General features: G+C 55.4%; 17 protein-coding genes. 15 read left to right on the top strand and 2 right to left on the bottom strand.

The annotated features are described in order from the left end of the window. Positions 1-113: 113 nt before the first annotated feature. From mutL to ML541_RS05395, 6 genes are all read left to right on the top strand, one after another. The gene (mutL, locus tag ML541_RS05420; protein ID WP_243371469.1) at positions 114-1,913 is read left to right on the top strand and encodes a DNA mismatch repair endonuclease MutL; all 1,800 of its coding nucleotides are present in this window, start codon (positions 114-116) and stop codon (positions 1,911-1,913) included. Between the two features lie 18 nt (positions 1,914-1,931). Further along, entirely contained in the window at positions 1,932-2,912 is a 981-nt protein-coding gene (miaA, locus tag ML541_RS05415; protein WP_243371467.1) for a tRNA (adenosine(37)-N6)-dimethylallyltransferase MiaA, read from the top strand. After that, the gene (hfq, locus tag ML541_RS05410; RefSeq protein ID WP_243371465.1) at positions 2,872-3,096 is read left to right on the top strand and encodes an RNA chaperone Hfq; all 225 of its coding nucleotides are present in this window, start codon (positions 2,872-2,874) and stop codon (positions 3,094-3,096) included. The genes miaA and hfq overlap by 41 nt, the downstream gene beginning before the upstream one ends. Before the next feature lie 134 nt (positions 3,097-3,230). After that, complete coding sequence (locus ML541_RS05405) at positions 3,231-4,301, top strand: AI-2E family transporter (protein ID WP_243371464.1); 1,071 nt, start codon at positions 3,231-3,233, stop codon at positions 4,299-4,301. Continuing rightward, positions 4,301-5,602 carry a DUF512 domain-containing protein gene (locus tag ML541_RS05400; protein WP_243371463.1) on the top strand — a complete coding sequence of 434 codons (1,302 nt, stop codon included), beginning with the start codon at positions 4,301-4,303 and terminating at the stop codon, positions 5,600-5,602. The genes ML541_RS05405 and ML541_RS05400 overlap by 1 nt, the downstream gene beginning before the upstream one ends. A gap of 39 nt (positions 5,603-5,641) precedes the next feature. Next, positions 5,642-6,502 carry a ChaN family lipoprotein gene (locus ML541_RS05395; protein WP_243371462.1) on the top strand — a complete coding sequence of 287 codons (861 nt, stop codon included), beginning with the start codon at positions 5,642-5,644 and terminating at the stop codon, positions 6,500-6,502. A 26-nt stretch (positions 6,503-6,528) separates the two neighbouring features. Here ML541_RS05395 and ML541_RS05390 read toward each other — a convergent pair whose 3' ends face one another. Next, entirely contained in the window at positions 6,529-6,747 is a 219-nt protein-coding gene (locus ML541_RS05390; protein ID WP_243371461.1) for a GSU3473 family protein, read from the bottom strand. A gap of 172 nt (positions 6,748-6,919) precedes the next feature. On the opposite strand from ML541_RS05390, the gene greB reads away from it, so the two are divergent. Both greB and ML541_RS05380 read left to right on the top strand, forming a co-directional pair. Then, a complete protein-coding gene (gene greB, locus ML541_RS05385; RefSeq protein WP_243371460.1) occupies positions 6,920-7,405 on the top strand; it encodes a transcription elongation factor GreB in 486 nt (161 codons plus the stop codon). Between the two features lie 2 nt (positions 7,406-7,407). Then, positions 7,408-7,971, top strand: coding sequence for a hypothetical protein (locus tag ML541_RS05380; RefSeq protein ID WP_243371459.1), 564 nt, complete (start codon positions 7,408-7,410; stop codon positions 7,969-7,971). Positions 7,972-8,376: 405 nt separating this feature from the next. On the opposite strand, the gene eno is transcribed toward ML541_RS05380, so the two are convergent. Beyond that, entirely contained in the window at positions 8,377-9,675 is a 1,299-nt protein-coding gene (gene eno / locus ML541_RS05375) for a phosphopyruvate hydratase (protein WP_243371457.1), read from the bottom strand. Between the two features lie 278 nt (positions 9,676-9,953). Here eno and ML541_RS05370 point away from each other — a divergent pair, with 278 nt between their 5' ends. The 7 genes from ML541_RS05370 (at position 9,954) to ML541_RS05340 (ending at position 17,957) form a co-directional block, all read left to right on the top strand. Then, a complete protein-coding gene (locus ML541_RS05370) occupies positions 9,954-12,347 on the top strand; it encodes an HDIG domain-containing metalloprotein (protein WP_243371456.1) in 2,394 nt (797 codons plus the stop codon). Then, on the top strand, positions 12,334-12,699 hold the full coding sequence (ybeY, locus tag ML541_RS05365) for an rRNA maturation RNase YbeY (protein ID WP_243371455.1): 366 nt from the start codon (positions 12,334-12,336) through the stop codon (positions 12,697-12,699). Before ML541_RS05370 ends, ybeY begins: the two co-directional genes overlap by 14 nt. A gap of 18 nt (positions 12,700-12,717) precedes the next feature. Then, complete coding sequence (locus tag ML541_RS05360) at positions 12,718-13,476, top strand: diacylglycerol kinase (protein ID WP_243371632.1); 759 nt, start codon at positions 12,718-12,720, stop codon at positions 13,474-13,476. Between the two features lie 37 nt (positions 13,477-13,513). After that, entirely contained in the window at positions 13,514-14,365 is an 852-nt protein-coding gene (locus tag ML541_RS05355) for a hemolysin family protein (RefSeq protein ID WP_243371454.1), read from the top strand. Beyond that, a complete protein-coding gene (gene lnt, locus ML541_RS05350) occupies positions 14,365-15,921 on the top strand; it encodes an apolipoprotein N-acyltransferase (RefSeq protein ID WP_243371453.1) in 1,557 nt (518 codons plus the stop codon). Before ML541_RS05355 ends, lnt begins: the two co-directional genes overlap by 1 nt. A 39-nt stretch (positions 15,922-15,960) precedes the next feature. Next, a protein-coding gene (prfB, locus tag ML541_RS05345; protein ID WP_243371452.1) for a peptide chain release factor 2 occupies positions 15,961-17,074 on the top strand; the annotation gives its coding sequence in 2 pieces (ribosomal slippage) (positions 15,961-16,029 and positions 16,031-17,074; 1,113 coding nt in all). Between the two features lie 40 nt (positions 17,075-17,114). Next, positions 17,115-17,957: an NlpC/P60 family protein gene (locus tag ML541_RS05340; protein ID WP_243371451.1), complete on the top strand. Its 843-nt coding sequence runs from the start codon at positions 17,115-17,117 to the stop codon at positions 17,955-17,957. Positions 17,958-17,972 lie beyond the last annotated feature (15 nt).

Here is a 17,972-nt window from a genome sequence, read left to right as displayed (position 1 = left end):
TTCGCATGGAATTGTAGCATCAAAAGGATGGAGGGCAAAGGATAACATCGGTTACCTTCTTTACAAAGTCACCTGCGATGGGGTATCTTGGCCACATTTTCACGAGGTGAGCAGTGGCTACGCGAATCAGGATTCTTCCCGAACAGTTGACCAACAAGATTGCCGCCGGCGAGGTGGTTGAACGCCCCGCCTCGGTGGTGAAGGAGTTGGTGGAAAACGCCCTCGATGCAGGCTGCAACGAGGTCATGGTGGAGATAGAGGCGGGGGGGAAGCGGCTGATCAAGGTCTCCGACACCGGCTGCGGCATGACGCGGGAAGATGCGCTTCTTGCCATGGAACGCCATGCCACCAGCAAGATTGCCAGCGACGACGACCTTTTCAGCCTGGCTACCCTGGGTTTCCGTGGCGAGGCGCTCCCTTCGGTGGCATCCGTTTCCCGTTTTACCCTGGCGACCCGTGAAAAGGGGTCGCTGGAAGGGACCGAGATCTATGGGGAGGGGGGACGGATCAAGGAGGTCAAGGCATGCGGCATGGCCGAGGGGACGGTCATTTCGGTGCGGAGCCTCTTTTTCAACACCCCGGCCCGCCTAAAATTCATGAAAAGCAGCGATACGGAAGCAGGCCACGTGGGGGACCTTCTCACCCGGCTGGCGATCTCCCGCCCTGACGTCCGCTTTATCTACACCAACGACGGCAAGACGGTCTTTCGCGCTCTCAACACCGATCTGCGTGAACGGGTGGCGAACCTCCTCGGGCGGGCCATCTCCCGGGATCTCTACCCCGTTGAATACGGGGACGGACAGGTGCAGATAACTGGCTTGGTTGCCAAGCCCGAATGCAGCCGGTCCGCCGCTTCCCATCTCTATACTTACATCAACGGCCGCTTCATCAGGGACAAGGTCGTTCAGCATGCCGTGCTTCAGGCTTACCGTAATTTCATGGAGCGGGGGCGCTACCCGGTGGTGGTGCTCTTTATCCAGGTTCCCGCGGCGGAAGTGGATGTGAACGTCCATCCTACCAAGCACGAGGTCCGCTTCCGGGAGCAGGGGCGGGTGCATGACTGCATCCAGGCGGCGGTGGAATCGGTGCTGCGCGCTACTCCTTGGGTAAAAAGGGAGCCGGTGACGGAAATAAAGACGGCAGCATCACCGGCAGCGGCAGCGAGAATCGGCGAGGTGCGGGAATCACTGGCCCGCTATACTCCGCCAAAAGCCGCACAACAGACCTTCAGCATGCCGCAGGCCCAGCGCCCCAGCGTTCTCGGGAGAAAGGAGCCCTTTCTCAGCACCCAGCCCACAGCGGACGCGGCACCTGCCGATCCAGAGCCATGCGGCTACTTCTCAGGCCTGATGGTCATCGGCCAGTTCAATGCGGCCTATATCCTCTGCCAGGACGGCACCGACCTGATCGTTATAGATCAGCACGCCGCCCACGAGCGGGTTGCCTTCGAGCGGCTGAAGACCCAGTTCGCTTCCCTGGGTGTGGCTTCCCAGCGGCTCCTTTTTCCAGAAACGGTCGAATTTTCTTTCAAGGAAGGTGCTGCCATCCGGGAACACCTTCTGGAATTGACCCGGATCGGTTTCAGCCTGGAGGAATTTGGCGGCTCAACCTGGCTGGTACAGGCGGTGCCCCAGATTCTTGCGGGGAGGGACCATCTCACGACGTTACGCGACATCCTCGAGGAGTTGCAGAGCCTGGGACGAAGCCGCTCCTTTCAGGATGTTCTTGAAGATATCCTGGCCAGGATTGCCTGCCACAGCGTTGTTCGCGGCAGCCATCCCCTCAGCAATCAGGAGATAAGAGCGCTCTTTCGGCAGATGGATGCCACCGAGTTTTCCAGCAACTGCCCCCATGGCAGACCTGTTTCACAAAAGCTGACCCTGGCGGAGATCGAAAAGATGTTCAAGCGGTAACGTTGTGAAGGGTGAAGAGTGAAGAGTGAAAAGGAAATCAAGGTCGTCTGCATCGTCGGGCCTACTGCCTCCGGAAAGACCGAGCTGGCGGTGAGGCTTGCCGAGCGTTTTGAGGGCGAAATAGTCAATGCCGATTCCATGCAGGTTTACAGAGGGATGGATATCGGTACTGCCAAACCTTCTGCTGATTTGCGCCGGCGGGTTCCCCATCACCTGATCGATATCGTCACCCCTGCGGTCAATTTTTCCGCTTCCGATTTCCGCCGTGAGGCCGGCAAGGCCATTGCCGACATCCATTCCCGCGGCAAGAACGTTTTCGTTGTGGGAGGGACGGGGCTGTATATCCGTGCCCTGCTCCAGGGACTGGTGGATTCGCCCCGCGGCGATGAGCGGATTCGCTGTGAACTGAACGAGCTTGCGGATGAAATCGGCAATGAAGGGCTTTTGCAGCAGCTGGCCCAAGTCGATCCCGTTACCGCCGCGCGTCTGCATCCTAATGACCGGGTCCGCATCGTTCGCGCACTGGAGGTATACCGGCAGACCGGGCGTCCCATGTCCGAGTTCAGGGAGGATCACGGCTTTGCCGATGAGCTGTACGATTGCCTGATGCTGGGGATCAGGGTGGAGCGGCAGGAACTGTACGACCGGGTGGAGAGCCGGGTCGAGGAGATGGTGGAGCAGGGGCTGATCGCGGAAGTGGAGGAGCTTTTGCGGCAGGGCTACACCAGGGATCTCAAGGCAATGCGCTCCATCGGCTACAAGGAGATATGCTCATTTCTCGCAGGAGAGATCCCCCTCGACCAGGGGGTGCAGCTGATCAAAAGGGATACCAGGCGTTATGCGAAACGGCAGATGACCTGGTTTAATAAAGAATATGGGATTAAATGGGTTGAATATCCTGCGGCATTTGCTACTATTTGTAACCATGTGATTGAATTTTTTGAAAGAGGAGAGGACCATGCCAAAAGCACCTTTCAACATCCAGGATCAGTATCTTAATCAGGCACGCAAGGAGAGGGTCAAGGTTACCGTCCAGCTCATGGCCGGCAGTAAACTGGAGGGCTATATCAAGTCGTTCGACAATTTTTCGGTGCTCATGGAAGTACAGGGCGATCTTCTCATCTATAAGCATGCCATTTCCAGCATAACTTCCGTGGACGGTTCTTTCAGACTGCATCAATAGTAGTACTGCAATCAATAGGGATGGAAAAACAGGGATTACCCCGGCGGGGTCTTCCCTGTTTTTGTTTGTAAAAGGGGCGGGGCTGCGCTATCCTTGCTGCCTGCGCAGTTCAGCCACAGCCAATGGGATCAACCATGATCAGTGACAAAAAACTTCTGATTGCATTCGTGCTTTCCGTATCTGCGGCTCTGGCGGTGGTATTCCTGTCAGGCACCGTGTTTCTTCCGGTCTTCATCGCCCTCATTCTCACCTATATCCTCAACCCGCTGGTGGCGCTGCTCACCGGAAGAGGTGTGAACCGGACCCTCGCTATTATTATCGTCTTTTTCGCCCTTGTTCTTCTGGCCACACTGGCAACGGTGTTCTTCGTCGTTTCCATAAAGGGGGAGCTGGGCTCCATTGAGCTGAACCTCCCGGAGTACGCAAACCGGCTCTATGACTACATACCTGCCGGGGTGAAGGCCTACCTGGATATCGAGACTCCGGAAAAGGCCTATCGGCATCTGACGGAAGCATTGGACCGGCTGCGAAGCATATCCTTCAGCCTCTTCAAGGAGAGCTTTGCCGTCGTCACCAGGGCCTTCAGCTCCACGCTTGCCTTCGTTCTTTCCATACTCGGCTATTGTATAACTCCAGTGTATCTTTTTTATTTCCTTCAGGACATGCCGGAATTGAAGGCCGCGACGCTGAACCTTGTCCCCGAGCGGCACCGGCCTGGAGTCTGCCGGAGAGCGGCTGAGCTGAATGAGGTTCTTTCCGCTTTCGTCCGCGGGCAATTGCTGCTCTGCGCCATACTGGCCGTGCTGTACAGCATCGGGCTCTATGTAATCGGCATTGACCTGGCCATTCTCATCGGTACCATGGCCGGGGTTCTCTTTATCGTCCCTTACCTGGGGACCCTTTTCGGCATCGTCTTTTCCATGCTCATGGCCTTTCTCAAATTTCACGATTTTCTCCATCCCCTGCTGTGCCTGGGATGGTTCATACTGGTTCAGGCAGCCGAAGGGACCATCATTACGCCGAAAATCGTCGGCGACAAGGTGGGGCTGCATCCGGTGGTGACCATCATCGCCCTGCTCCTCGGCGGCCAATGGTTCGGCATCTTCGGCATGCTGCTGGCGGTGCCGGTGACCGCCGTGCTCAATGTCTTTTTCCGCTCGCTGCTCGATTACTACCGGAGCACGGCGTATTATACGGGTGCATGATGGAAGGCCTGCTAATAGAGGATGTGGTGCCGGAAAGCCTTGCCGAAGAGCTTGAAATAGAGGCTGGGGACCGGCTGGTGGCCATCAACGGCCACACGCTACGGGACATCATTGATTACAACTATTTCTCGGCCGATGAGGAGCTGACCCTGGAGGTCGTGAAAAGAGACGGCGAGGTCTGGGAAATAGAAGTGGAACGGGATGAATCGGAGCCGCTCGGGCTGGTTTTCCAGGCACCTGTCCCGGCACAGTGTGGCAACAAGTGCGTTTTCTGCTTCGTCCACCAGTTGCCCAAGGGGTTGCGGAAACCCCTCTACGTCAAGGATGAGGACTACCGTCTTTCTTTCCTCTACGGCAACTACGTGACCCTGGCCAATATCCATGATGGCGATCTTGAGCGGATCAAGTCCCAGCGGCTTTCACCCCTCTATGTCTCCGTTCATGCCACGGATCTTGCGGTGCGGGAACGGATGCTGGGCAAGGCGGGGATTCCTCCCATTCTTCCCATAATAAAGGATCTGGCGGCAGCCGGCATTGCCATGCATACCCAGGTGGTTCTCTGCCCCGGCTTCAACGACGGGCCCATCTTTGAGCGGACCGTTGCCGATCTGTCTGCGCTTTACCCTGCTGTGGCTTCTCTTGCGGTAGTGCCGGTAGGACTGACCATGCACCGCAAGGGGCTGCCGGGCCTGCAGCCGGTGACGAAGGAGTACGCCGCAGGGCTCCTGGCCCACTGGCAGCCGCACATGGCCGCGCTGACAGAGCGTCTAGGCGAGCCATTTCTCTTCTTCGCCGATGAATTCTACATCAAGGGAAACGTTGCCTTTCCTCCACTTGCCGCCTATGGCGACCTTCCCCAGATCGAAAATGGCGTCGGCATGGTGCCGCTGTTTTTGGATCAGGCAGACGAAGTAATTCTGGACGCCGAAAGGCTGAAACCTTTAGCGGTTACCGTTGTCACGGGAGAATCCCCCTATCCCTATCTTAAGGGCTTCCTTGGCCGTCTTGCCGAAAAGACAGGCATAGCCTTCACCGTCATACCGATCAAGAATCGGCTTTTCGGCCAGACGGTCACCGTTACCGGTCTTGTTTCCGGTGGAGACGTGGTGGAAGCGCTGAAGAAAGTGCCTTTGGGGGATGTAATTGTCATACCGGATGTTATGCTTAAGGAAGGGGAAGGGGTTTTCCTGGATGACCTGAGTATTGACGATCTGCACGATGCTTTGGGGAAGGAGGTCGTGGTCGTAGAATCGACCCCCCGCGGCATTTACGAAACAATCCTGCAACTGCAGTCACCATGACAGAATCGCGTGGTTCCGAACCGCTAAGGGGGGAAACGAATGCGAATGTCTTGCCCAATGGTGTCAGCCTTTCTTGCAGCTTTCCTTCTTGTTTGTCTTACCGCTTTTCCCGCCCCGGGACATATCACCAGTGATCAGCCCGTTTACCGGGCCAGCGATGGCAAGACCATCACCTTTCGACAGATGCTCGAAGACCTCAAGGGCACCGACGTGGTGGTGATCGGCGAATCCCATGACAGCCCTGAACATCATCAGCTGCAGCTGGCGGTGATCAACGCCTATCGCCAGGCTGAGACACCCATTGCCGTCGGTATGGAGATGTTCACCACCGACAGTCAACGGCAGCTTGATCGCTGGACGAGCGGAACCCTGGATCAATCCAGCTTTATCAGGCTTTACTATAGGAATTGGCAGATGCCGTGGCCCCTTTACAGCGAAATTCTTCTGTATGCCCGGAAGCACCGGATACCGCTGATAGGTTTGAACATTGACCCGAAAATACCCAAAAAAGTGGCTCGCCGGGGATTCGCCGCCCTGTCGGAAAAGGAATTGAAGAAGATACCAAAAGGGGTAACCTGCAATGTTGACCCCGATTACATGGCCTTCATACGACAGGTCTACTCATCCCACAACAAGAGCGACAAGTCTTTTACCCATTTCTGCGAGGCCCAGAGACTGTGGAATTCCTTCATGGCGTCGGAAATAGTGGATTACTTGAGTAAGAATGATGGAAAAACCATGGTGGTTCTGACGGGAGCGGGGCATGCCTTGAAAAGCGGCATTCCTGCCGAGCTTGAACGTGTTTCGGATGTCTCATGCAAGGTGATTCTACCGGAATTTCCTGAGCTGGCTCCGGAAGATGAGGCTGACGGCGCCGATTACATCCTTCTGGAGCAGTAAGTGGCCGCTTTCATTCGGGCACATCCCTATTCCGCACTGATTTTCTCGTGAAGGGATTTCCTCCTCTCCTTTCCCACGTAGCTCTCAAATGAGGAATTTTCATCCCTGACCGGATCGATACCGATCTTTACCCACTTGTCGGACCGGCAGAACCCTGTTATATTGCCCGTTCGGATCAAGTAATCCAGACAATAGTCTTCAACAATATCATAAGAATTATCATTGTAACATACCATCACCTTCATATGCCCTCCGGGACAAGATATCAGCAATGAAGCAGTCCCAACAGGGTACATATCGTACGGTCCGATAAAAACTTTAATAAAAAATCTAAATTTACAGGCGCTGACTTTATTTTGTTTAATGTGACTGGTTGTCTGACCTTGTCAAATTGTTGCAGCGCCTATGGAGCCGACCATGTCCAACGCCAATTACATTACCGCCGAGGGGGCAAAGCGCCTGCGGGAAGAATTCGAATACCTGTGGAAGGTGGAACGCCCGCGGGTTACGCAGGCGGTTTCCGATGCTGCCGCTGAAGGGGATCGTTCGGAAAATGCCGAGTATATCTACGGTAAGAAACGCCTGCGGGAGATCGACCGGCGGGTCCGTTTTCTCATGAAGCGCCTAGATGTCCTGACGGTGGTGGAAGACCAACCGGAACGGCAGGGAAAGATCTTTTTCGGCGCTTGGGTGAGGCTTGAAAACGAAGAAGGGGATGAAGTCGTCTATCGGATAGTGGGGCCAGACGAATTCGATCCAGGAAGGGGCTACATCAGCGTCGATTCGCCCATGGCAAAAGCCCTGCTGGGCAAACAGGAAGGGGACGAGGTTGTGGTGAAAAGGCCTGCGGGGGTTGCCTCCTTTACCATTCTGGAAGTGGGATACAAGCCCTTTTGCGAGTGACGATGATACCGACCTCTGAACGGCTTGCCAGGGCGGGCCGACTTGCCGTTGCCAACGCCGTCGTAACTGTTCCTCTCTTCCTATTTTCACTGATACTGGCACTGGATGACAGCTATAGTGCCCGCGTCGCCCAGGCGGTCACGACACTGATTTCCACACTGCTCTTTATTTACGTCATGCTGACCTTGCTGGATTATCTCAACGGCAGCTATGACTTTCATGCGGTGGACAAGCCGGTCAAGGTGCTGCTCTGGATAAACATTATTGTGACGGTTATGGGCACGCTGGGGCTGCTGAGCCGGCAACTCCAGGAAGTGGACGCTCCTTTTGCCATGCTGCTCATGGTGCCCTCAGGTGCCGCCCAGGCGGCTTTCGGTTACCGGCTGCTTCGGCTGCCTGACCCACTCGGGGGTAAGCTCAAGCCGTTCTGTATTCTAAATCTGATTTCAGGGATATCTCTTGCGGTTGTCGTAGCCATACCGCTAGGGCTGTTGACCAGCGTCGCATCCGACTTTATTCTCGGCAGGATTTTTCTTGAGGCTGCCCGCATGCGGCCACGTACCTAAGATATCCAAAACAAAAGCGCCCGGACTTTCATCCGGGCGCCTGTGTTTCTGGTGTTACATACGGGCTCTTTCTACATATCCGACGGTGGATAGCAGGTGGAATCGGATTACGTGCTCCTTGCAGGGCCACCCAATTCTTTTCCGGGTCTGCTTCCCCTTTTTCCAGAGGTTTTTACGCTCATGACGGATGTAGTATGAACTGCCTATTCAGCGTCGCCCCATGTAACACCATTTTGCGAAAGATCATTTCCTGCTTTTGATTATATGATACTACCGCGCAGGTTATAGTCAAGCAGTAAATTTGTTGCATTTACAGTAGGTTATGCAGTCGCCTGATTCCCCCAAATATAAAAAGGGTAGCTCTCTTTAGGGAGAACTACCCTTTGGTGTTGTGGCAGAAAACTGCTATTTCTTCTTCAGATTGTAAAAGACCTCTTTACCGCGGAAGAGGGCCACTGCGTCCAGTTCGTCCTCGATACGCAGGAGCTGGTTGTATTTACAGACCCTGTCCGTGCGGCAGAGGGAGCCGGTCTTGATCTGTCCGGCATTAACTGCCACGGAGAGATCGGCAAGGGTGGTGTCCTCCGTCTCCCCGGAGCGGTGGGAGATGACTGTGGTGTAGCCGGCCCGCTTAGCCATTTCGATGGCGTCGAGGGTTTCGGTGAGGGTACCGATCTGGTTTAGCTTGATGAGGATGGAGTTGGCGATACCCTTCTCGATGCCCTCTTTGAGGATTTTCGGATTGGTGACGAAGAGGTCGTCGCCGACGATCTGAATCCTTTTGCCCAGGCGCTCGGTCATCAGTTTCCAGCCCTCCCAGTCGTTTTCGGCCATGCCGTCTTCGATGGAAATGATCGGGTACTTGTTGACCAGGTTCTCGTAGAAGTCCACCATCTGGGCCGGGGTTTTGTTGGGTTCTGCTTCGTTCTCCAGGGTGTAAACGCCTTTCTCCTTGTCGAACAATTCGGAGGAAGCCACGTCCAGGGCAAGCAGCACGTCCTCACCCGGTTTGAATCCGGCCTTCTGTATTGCCTCGATGATCACTTGCAGCGCCTCTTCGTTGGATTTCAGGTTGGGTGCGAAACCACCTTCATCACCGACAGCGGTGTTGTATCCTTTACCTTTGAGGACTGCCTTAAGTGCGTGAAATATCTCGGCACCCATGCGTAGCGCTTCGGCAAAGTTCTTTGCTCCGGCGGGCATGATCATGAATTCCTGGATATCGACGTTGTTATCGGCGTGGGCGCCACCGTTGAGGATGTTCATCATCGGCAGCGGCAGTTCCTTGGCGTTTGCTCCGCCTATGTACTGGTACAGGGAAAGACCTACCTCATCCGCTGCGGCCTTGGCCACAGCCAGTGAAACCCCGAGAATGGCATTGGCGCCGAGCTTGCTTTTGTACTCGGTTCCGTCCAGTTCGAGCATTTTCCGGTCTATTCCCACCTGGTCGGTTGCTTCCATGCCGATGATTTCTTCGGCTATTATATCGTTTACGTTGGCAACGGCTTTGAGCACCCCTTTGCCCAGGTAGCGCCCCTTGTCGCCGTCGCGTAGTTCAAGTGCTTCCCTTTCACCGGTAGAGGCACCGGATGGGACGGCAGCTCTTCCCATGGATCCGGATTCCAGGAAAACTTCCACTTCCAGTGTTGGATTGCCCCGGGAATCAAGAATCTCCCTGGCGTAGACATCGGTAATCTGGCTCATCATACCCCCCTTATTAATTATTTCACAGACATGATGTCTGTAATTTCAACCCTGTTTATATAGCACACTTTCCCCGAAATGGAAGTAGTTTTATTAAGTTACCCACAGGAGCGGCCAATGGTTTGAGTTGACACTCCTTGTTGATAAGGCTATATTCAAGGCTTGCCTGTTTCGGAAGTTTTTGCGGAAAGTCCTGCGGCTATTACCGGAAAACGTTCTGCCATTGACAATCGGACGCCTGTTCAGCCGGCGGCCGAGCAACGGGAACAACACAGATAATGCCCATTGAAAGCGGCAACAAAGATAGAGAAACCAAAGGCTCACTTATCCTTCTCGGCGAGAAGTGTCTTGCCTCGGTCCTGGAGAAGATCTCCGATTCCAGGCAGGAAAAGCGCTGCCGGTTCATTTTGCTTTTCTTCACGGCGCTTTTTATCACCTTCATCATCATCCCCAGTTATCAATTCCTGGCAGTCAAATACAAGGTCGGGGACATAGCCACCTCGGATATCCGGGCGACCCAGGACTATTTCATCGAGGACCGGCTCCTCACCGAGAAAAAGCGCTCCGAGGCGGAGGCTGCTTCCCCATTCGTCTACAACTACAATTCCGCGGCTTCCCTTGACCTGGTTCGCCGCTTGGAAAGTACCATTGCCTTCATACGTCGGGCAGTGGAGCGTGACGAGACCGCAGGAGATGGTTTCCGCCAAAATGTTGGTCACCTGTTGATGCAGGACGTTTCTGGCAGGGAGGTCGCTGCGCTGGTCAGGCTCGTGGCGGACCAGTCGTTGCAGATGGAGTTGGGACGCATCAGCACAGCGCTTTACCAGCAAAAGATCGTCGAGGACAATAAGCAGTTCGGCGATGACCGCAGGCACGGTCTCGTCGTCAGGGACCTGGAGACAAAGCGTGACATTGCTGCCGGCGATTATTCCCTGTATATGGACGCGGACGAGGCGCGCACGGCTCTTTTGGGCAAGAAGCTGGCGCTGTCCGGTTCACCGGGCGACGTTGCATTGCTTAAGGGGATAGTGAGCCGGATGGTCTCACCCAATCTCACCTTTGACCGTGAGGCGACAGAGCAGCTGAAACATGAAGCCCGTTCGGCGACGCGTCCGGTCCTTTTCCAGGTGAAAAGGGGAGAGATGATCGTCCGGGTCGGCGAGCGAGTCACCCAGGAACAGGCCACCAAGCTGGACAGCATCTTTGAGTCCCGCGGCATTCAAAGATTCTTCATGGGAGTCGGCATTTTCGGGCTGGTGCTGGTCCTCTTTTACTTCCCGTACCGGTTCGCCCTCAAGAACATCCGTAAATTCAACCCTTCCACCAAGGACATCCTGCTCCTGACGCTGATGACCATCGGCAATTTCATTGTCCTGAAAATTGCCTCTGTTGTGTCAACGGCCATGGGCAGCCTTTTCCCTTTCATCGACACGGCCGACTACTACTATGTCTTCCCCTTTGCCGCCAGCGTCATCATCGTCCGCATTATCCTCAATTCCGAAGTGGCCCTTGTTTACTGCGCCGTCTGTGCTCCGCTTCTTGGGATCATGTTCAACAGCAGTCTGCAGGTGGTCATCTATGCCCTTCTCAGCGGCATTGTCGGTGCCCACGGAGTTCGCCAATGCAAGGAGCGCAGCGCCATTTACGTGGCAGGATTGAAGGTCAGCGTCGTCAATATCGCCATGGCCGTCTCATTCCAGTTCTTCAGCGACAGCGCCTTCACTGTTCAGACCGCCTATTGCGTCGTTTTTGCCGGTTTCGGCGGCATCTTCAATGCCGTCTGCGTCACGGGGACCATTCCGCTTATAGAGGCCCTTTTCCATTACACGACCGACATCAAGTTGCTGGAGCTGGCCAATCTGAACAGTCCGGTCCTGCGTGAGCTCATGATCAGGGCTCCCGGCACCTACCATCACAGCGTCGTCGTGGGCAATCTCGTGGAAGCCGGGGCCGAGGCGATCAATGCCAATCCGCTCCTGGCCAGGGTTGCCGCCTATTATCATGATGTGGGCAAAATCAGCAAACCTCTATATTTCATCGAAAACGTCGGCGGTGGCGAAAACAGGCACGACAAGCTTTCGCCGAACATGAGTGCTCTCATCCTTATTTCCCACGTGAAGGAGGGGGTGGAGCTCGCCCGTGAAAGTCGTCTCGGCCAGCCGCTCATCGATATAATCCGTCAGTCCCACGGTACCTCTCTCATCAACTTTTTCTACCAGAAGGCGAAAGGGCTGGCAGCGACCGATCTGCAAGCGGTGGATGAGCGGGATTTCCGTTATCCGGGACCGAAGCCGCAAACTCGTGAAGCCGGCTTGGTTCTTTTGGCCGACTGCGTGGAGGCGGCCTCCAGGACTCTGATCGATCCCACCCCAGCCAGGATCCAGGGGATGGTGCAGAAGATCATCAACAATATCTTTATCGACGGGCAGCTGGATGAGTGCGAACTGACCCTGAAGAACCTGCATGAAATTGCCAAGAGTTTCAATGGTATTCTTGCCGGTATCTACCATCAGCGCATTGACTACCCGGAGCCTGCCTACAAGGAAAAAGCAAGCGGAGGAAAGAAACCCATTGAAGATAGCGATAGCGAATCGGCAAAGGCGCCGGCCGATAGAAGCGAAGAGGTTAAGAAGGGTGGCGGAGAGGATCTTAAGCGACTTGGGATGTCCTGATAGCGAGCTATCCATCAGCATCGTCGGCGACCGGGCCATTCGCCGCATCAACCGCGATTACCTGGATCGTGATAGGACGACCAACGTCATTTCCTTTGCCATGCATGAAGGTGATTTCAGTCAACTCAACCCCCAGATGCTTGGGGACGTGATCATTTGCGCCGATACGGCTGCGCGGGAGGCGGAAGAGGGAGGCATGCCTTTTTTTGCACGCCTTGCATTCCTGCTTTTGCATGGGATTCTCCATATAACCGGCTACGATCACGAACGCAGCGGTGAGGCGGAAGCCGCCCGCATGGAAGCACGCGAGCGGGAGATCTTCCATAACCTGAGCCGGGAAGGGCTGGTCTGATTGGCTGTTGACGAGCCGATAAAAGAGCATGGCGCACCGGGTACGGATAATGTGCCGACGGGGTCGGCCCTTAAGCCAACCCGCTTCATTGATTCCGCCAACTGTGCAATAGAGGGAATCCTTTACACAGCCAGGACCCAAAAGCACATGCGCAACCACTTTCTGGCCGCGCTGGCCGTGCTGGTGGCGACCCTTTTCCTCCATGTCACGGCACTGGAATTTATCCTTTTGGCACTGTCGGTTTCTTTCGTCCTTTTTGCCGAATTGATGAATACCGCCATCGAGGTGGTTGTGGATCTGGTTTCACCGGAATACCACCCATTGGCTAAAATAGCCAAGGATACCGCGGCCGGGGCGGTGCTGGTCGCCGCCATCGGCACGGCGATCATGGGGTACCTGATCCTCTCCCAATACATCTTTCCGGTTTACAAGGAGGTACTCGGCATGATAGGAACCCCTACGGAGATGGGGACCCTGGTTTCCATGCTGATAGTGGTCATCGTGGTTATCATCATCAAAACCCGCACCAGCAGAGGTACGCCCCTGCACGGTGGTCTGCCCAGCGGCCACGCTGCTCTGGCGTTTTCCATCGCTACCGCGGTTTCACTCAATACCAAAGACCCGATGGTATCGCTGCTGACCATTGCCCTGGCGACCATGGTCAGCCATTCCCGGCTGTTACTCAACATTCATTCGCTCCGCGAAGTTGTCTTCGGTGCCTTGACCGGGACCGGCATAACGTTGGCGGTGCTGCTTCTGTTCAAAATCGCCGGATGAAGATTCTCATTCACTTAAAAAACGGGGGAAGCTATTTTTGGAAGGGGACAACGGCAAAAAGGGCCCAGGTCTGATTGACATCGTCAGCCGCTTTCTTTCCGGCCGCAGGCGCGTGACCGAAGAAGAAATACAGGAACTGATGAATGCCGGAGAAGAAGAGGGGCTGATCAACGAGGAAGAAAATCAGATGATTCGGTCGATTTTTACCCTCGGAGACACGGTGGTGCGGGAAATAATGGTGCCGCGTACGGACATGGCCTGTGTCAGTGCCGATGCCGGCGTCAAGGAGATACTGTCCGCCATCATTGCCTGTGGACACTCGCGCATCCCGGTATACGAAGGGACCGTGGACAACATCATCGGTCTCATCTATGCAAAGGACCTGCTCAAGTACTGGGGCATGGATGCTTCGGCCATCGTTCTCAAAAAAATCATCCGTACCCCCTATTTCATCCCGGAGAGCAAAAATCTCGAAGAGCTGCTCCACGAATTCAAGAAAAAGCGGGTGCATATCGCCATTGTGATCGACGAATACGGCGGAACCTCTGGACTTGTCACCATCGAAGACCTGCTTGAGCAGATTGTCGGGGATATTCAGGACGAATATGACCTGGAGGAGGAGTGGCTCGTGGAGCAAGAGGACGGCTCTGTTATCGTCGATGCCCGCTTGCCTATAGAGGAGCTGGAGGAGCATTTCCAGATAGAAGTGGAACGGGAAAAATTCGATACGGTCGGCGGCCTCATATTTCACCTGCTCGGACGCATCCCGGTCAACGGCGAGGAGGTGGATAACCACCATTTGCATATGAAGGTCCTGGAAGCCGACGAACGGCGCATCAGCCGAGTGTGCATCACCAGGAAAGGCGCTGCTGAGGAGACAACCGGCTAGTGGGTTACCGCAGATTCCATATGGCCGACTTCAACACCGTTCCCCGCCGGGACTATCTGCTGGCGGTGGTGTCGGGAATTCTTCTGGCGTTGTCCTTCCCAAGGCCGGGGCTGTCCATCTGTGCCTGGTTTGCTTTCGTGCCGCTTTTTCTGGCACTGGGCAAAAACGAGCCGAGGATTGCTTTCAGACTTGGATTTGTCTGCGGACTCACTGCCTATGGCGGCATTCTGTACTGGGTCAATATTGTCATGACCACCTACGGAAAGCTGCCTCTTGCCGTCAGCTTCTGCCTCTATCTGCTTCTGTCCGCATATGTCGCCCTTTATGTAGGCGTTGTAGCTTACCTGATCAACCGTGGCGAAAGGGCAGGAATTCCTGCGGTTGTTACATTTCCTTTTTTGTGGGTAGGCTTAGAGTTCATCCGGGCCTTTGTCCTGACCGGCTTTCCCTGGGCCTCCCTCGGCCATTCCCAATACCGGACCCTGCCCCTGATCCAGATATCCGACATCACCGGTGTCTATGGTGTCAGTTTTCTCATTGCACTGGCCAACGTTATCATCTACAAGATCATCAAGGGACTGGTGCGGAAGGAGCCCGTCGCCTATCCTGCCCGAAGCGCGAGTATTTTCCTGGTGCTCATGGCGCTGACCATCGGTTACGGCTTTTTCCGGCTGAACCAGGCAGAGCAGGGGGAGTCCCTAAAGGTTGCCCTGGTACAGGGGAATATTCCCCAGGATGTGAAGTGGGACCCCGCCTTTCAGGAATCGACGGTGGGCATTTACGAAAGGTTGACCCGCAAGGCCTGCGCCGGTGGCGGGACGCTCGTTGTCTGGCCGGAGAGCGCTCTTCCCTTTTATTTCCAGACGGAAGAGCAGTATGCAGCCCGGGTGAAGGCCCTTGCGGCCGAAACTAAAAGTTGCCTGGTGGTGGGCAGCCCGGCTTTCGAGAAAAAAGACGAGCGCATCCGCTACCTGAACAGCGCTTTTCTTCTCTCGCCAGCGGGGGAGGTGCTGGGCCGGAGTGATAAGATGCACTTGGTGCCCTTCGGGGAGTATGTGCCGCTGCAGAGATTGCTCCCCTTCGTCAACAAACTGGTGGCGGGCATCGGCGATTTCTCCCCTGGGCTTAAGGCGGTCCCCCTCAATACCGGCAAAGGGGAGATCGGTGTTCTCATCTGCTTCGAAGGGATATTTCCGGAACTGGCACGGGACTATGTCCGCGCCGGCAGCCGTCTCCTGGTGAACATCACCAACGATGCCTGGTTCGGCAGGTCGTCGGCTCCCTACCAGCATCTTTCCATGACCGTATTCCGGGCGGTGGAGAACCGGGTGCCACTGGTCCGTGCTGCAAACACCGGCATTTCCTCGGTCATCGACAGCAAGGGGCACATCCGCGGTATGACCCCGCTTTTTAAGGAAACCTTCCTTTCGGGGGAGGTGCAATACGGCACCAGGCGCACCGTCTATAACCGGATGGGCGACTTTTTCGCCTGGAGCTGCCTGGCGTTGTCCGTGGGGATAGTCGTAAGGATTTTCAGGAAAAAGGTTGACGAGTGAGACACCCGCTTAAAATAAATCGATTTCGAGGAGTAGACGATGTTCAGAGAAGAAACGACACGGGTCGAAGCAATGGTAGAACGGATCAACAGCTTACGGGGGTCTCTTTGACATAGACCGCCTGCGGGAAGATATTCAGGAACTGGAATCGAAAATTGCCGCCCCCGGCTTCTGGGATGATAACGAGTCAGCACAGAAAGTGCTCAAGGAGCGCACGGTCATGGAGAAGACCCTGGCATCCTGGGACCGGCTCAACCGGCAGGTTGACGACATCCGGGTTCTCATCGAACTGGGAAGCGAAGCTGAGGATGAGACGACCCTTGCCGAGGTGCACGAACTCAACGACCAGCTGGAAAAAGGGGTAAACGAGGCAGAATTTCAGAAAATGCTTTCCGGTCCCCACGATGCCAGTTCATGCTTTTTTTCAATCAATTCCGGCGCCGGCGGCACCGAGTCCCAGGACTGGGCCGAGATGCTGCTGCGCATGTACCTGCGTTACTGTGAACGAAAGGGATGGAAGACCGAGATTACCGATTACCAGGCCGGCGATGAAGCCGGGGTCAAAGGGGTCACCTTCTCTGTCACCGGCGAGTATGCTTACGGCTATCTCAAGGCGGAGATCGGCATTCACAGGCTGGTGAGGATTTCTCCTTTTGATAGCAATGCCAGACGCCACACATCCTTTGCCTCGGTTTTCGTCTTCCCCGAAATAGAGGATGACATTGATGTCAAGATAGTCGAAACGGACTTGCGGGTTGATACCTATCGCTCCAGCGGTGCGGGTGGCCAGCATGTCAACACGACCGATTCCGCCATCAGGATCACCCATATTCCCACAGGCATCGTCGTTGCCTGCCAGACCGAACGCAGCCAGCACATGAACCGGGCCACGGCCATGCGTGTCTTACGGGCCAAGCTCTACGAGCGAGAATTGCAGGAACGGGAATCCAAGGCTGCGGAAATTGCCGGCGAGAAAAAGGAAATCGGCTGGGGAAGCCAGATTCGCTCCTACGTACTGCATCCCTACAAAATGGTGAAGGACCTGCGCACCGGGGTGGAGAGCGGCAATCCTGACGCGGTCCTGGACGGGGAGCTGGAGCAGTTCGTTGTTCCATTCCTCATGGGGGTTCGCCGTGAGGTCAGGGACATCTGACGATGGCGATGCTTGGTTGTTGATTCGGGAGTATGGCAAAATGATTTGCAGGGCTTTGTATCTGGCGTTTTTCCTGGTTTCCCTCTGTGTTACCAATATCGGTTGTGCGGCGCAATTAAAGGCTGCAAAAGGACTGTCGCGGATTGGCTTCGCCATCCAGGTGGGGGCATTTTCCGAGGTGAAGAATGCCGAGCGGTTGACCGCCAAGCTGCAACAGAAGGGAATTGAGGCTTTCTATTTCAGGAAGGACAGCGGTGTGTACGCCGTCCGCTTCGGCGACTTCGAAACCTGGGATAAGGCAAAGAAGGCTGCCCAGCGCCTTGTTGCGGAGAAGGTTATCGGTTCCTACTTTATCGCACCACCCCAGACACTCGGCAGGAAATCGGCTGAGCCCGGCATCGAAACTGCTCCCCAGCCATCCCTGAAGAAACTTGCACCGGTGGTGCCGAAGAAAAGGAAAGAGGAAAAAACAGGTGACGGTGAACCAGCGGACCGGGCCAAGGCACGGAACGACATGGGCGCCATTGCCGCCCGCACGGCTGAACGGTTTGTTGGCATCCCGTACCGCTGGGGGGGGGACACCGTTGTCGATGGCATGGACTGCAGCGGGTTTGCCCGGGCCGTCTATAACCTCTGCGGTGTCAATATTCCACGCAGCTCCCGTGAGCAGTTCAGGGTCGGGGACAACGTGAGCAGGGCCGACCTGAAAGACGGTGACCTGGTTTTCTTCGGCAATTCCGAGACCGAGATTAACCATGTGGGCATCTATATCGGCGACGGACGTTTCGTCCATGCACCGCGCCGTGGCGACGACATCAAGATTTCCGGCATGGACGAAGCCTACTTCGTCAAACGCTTCATCGGGGCGAAACGGTATTTCTGACACCTGTCAATCTGT

The sequence above is a fragment of the Geotalea sp. SG265 genome, from assembly GCF_022808985.1.
GTDB lineage: Bacteria > Desulfobacterota > Desulfuromonadia > Geobacterales > Geobacteraceae > Geotalea.
This window is presented reverse-complemented; position numbering and strand designations above follow the sequence as displayed.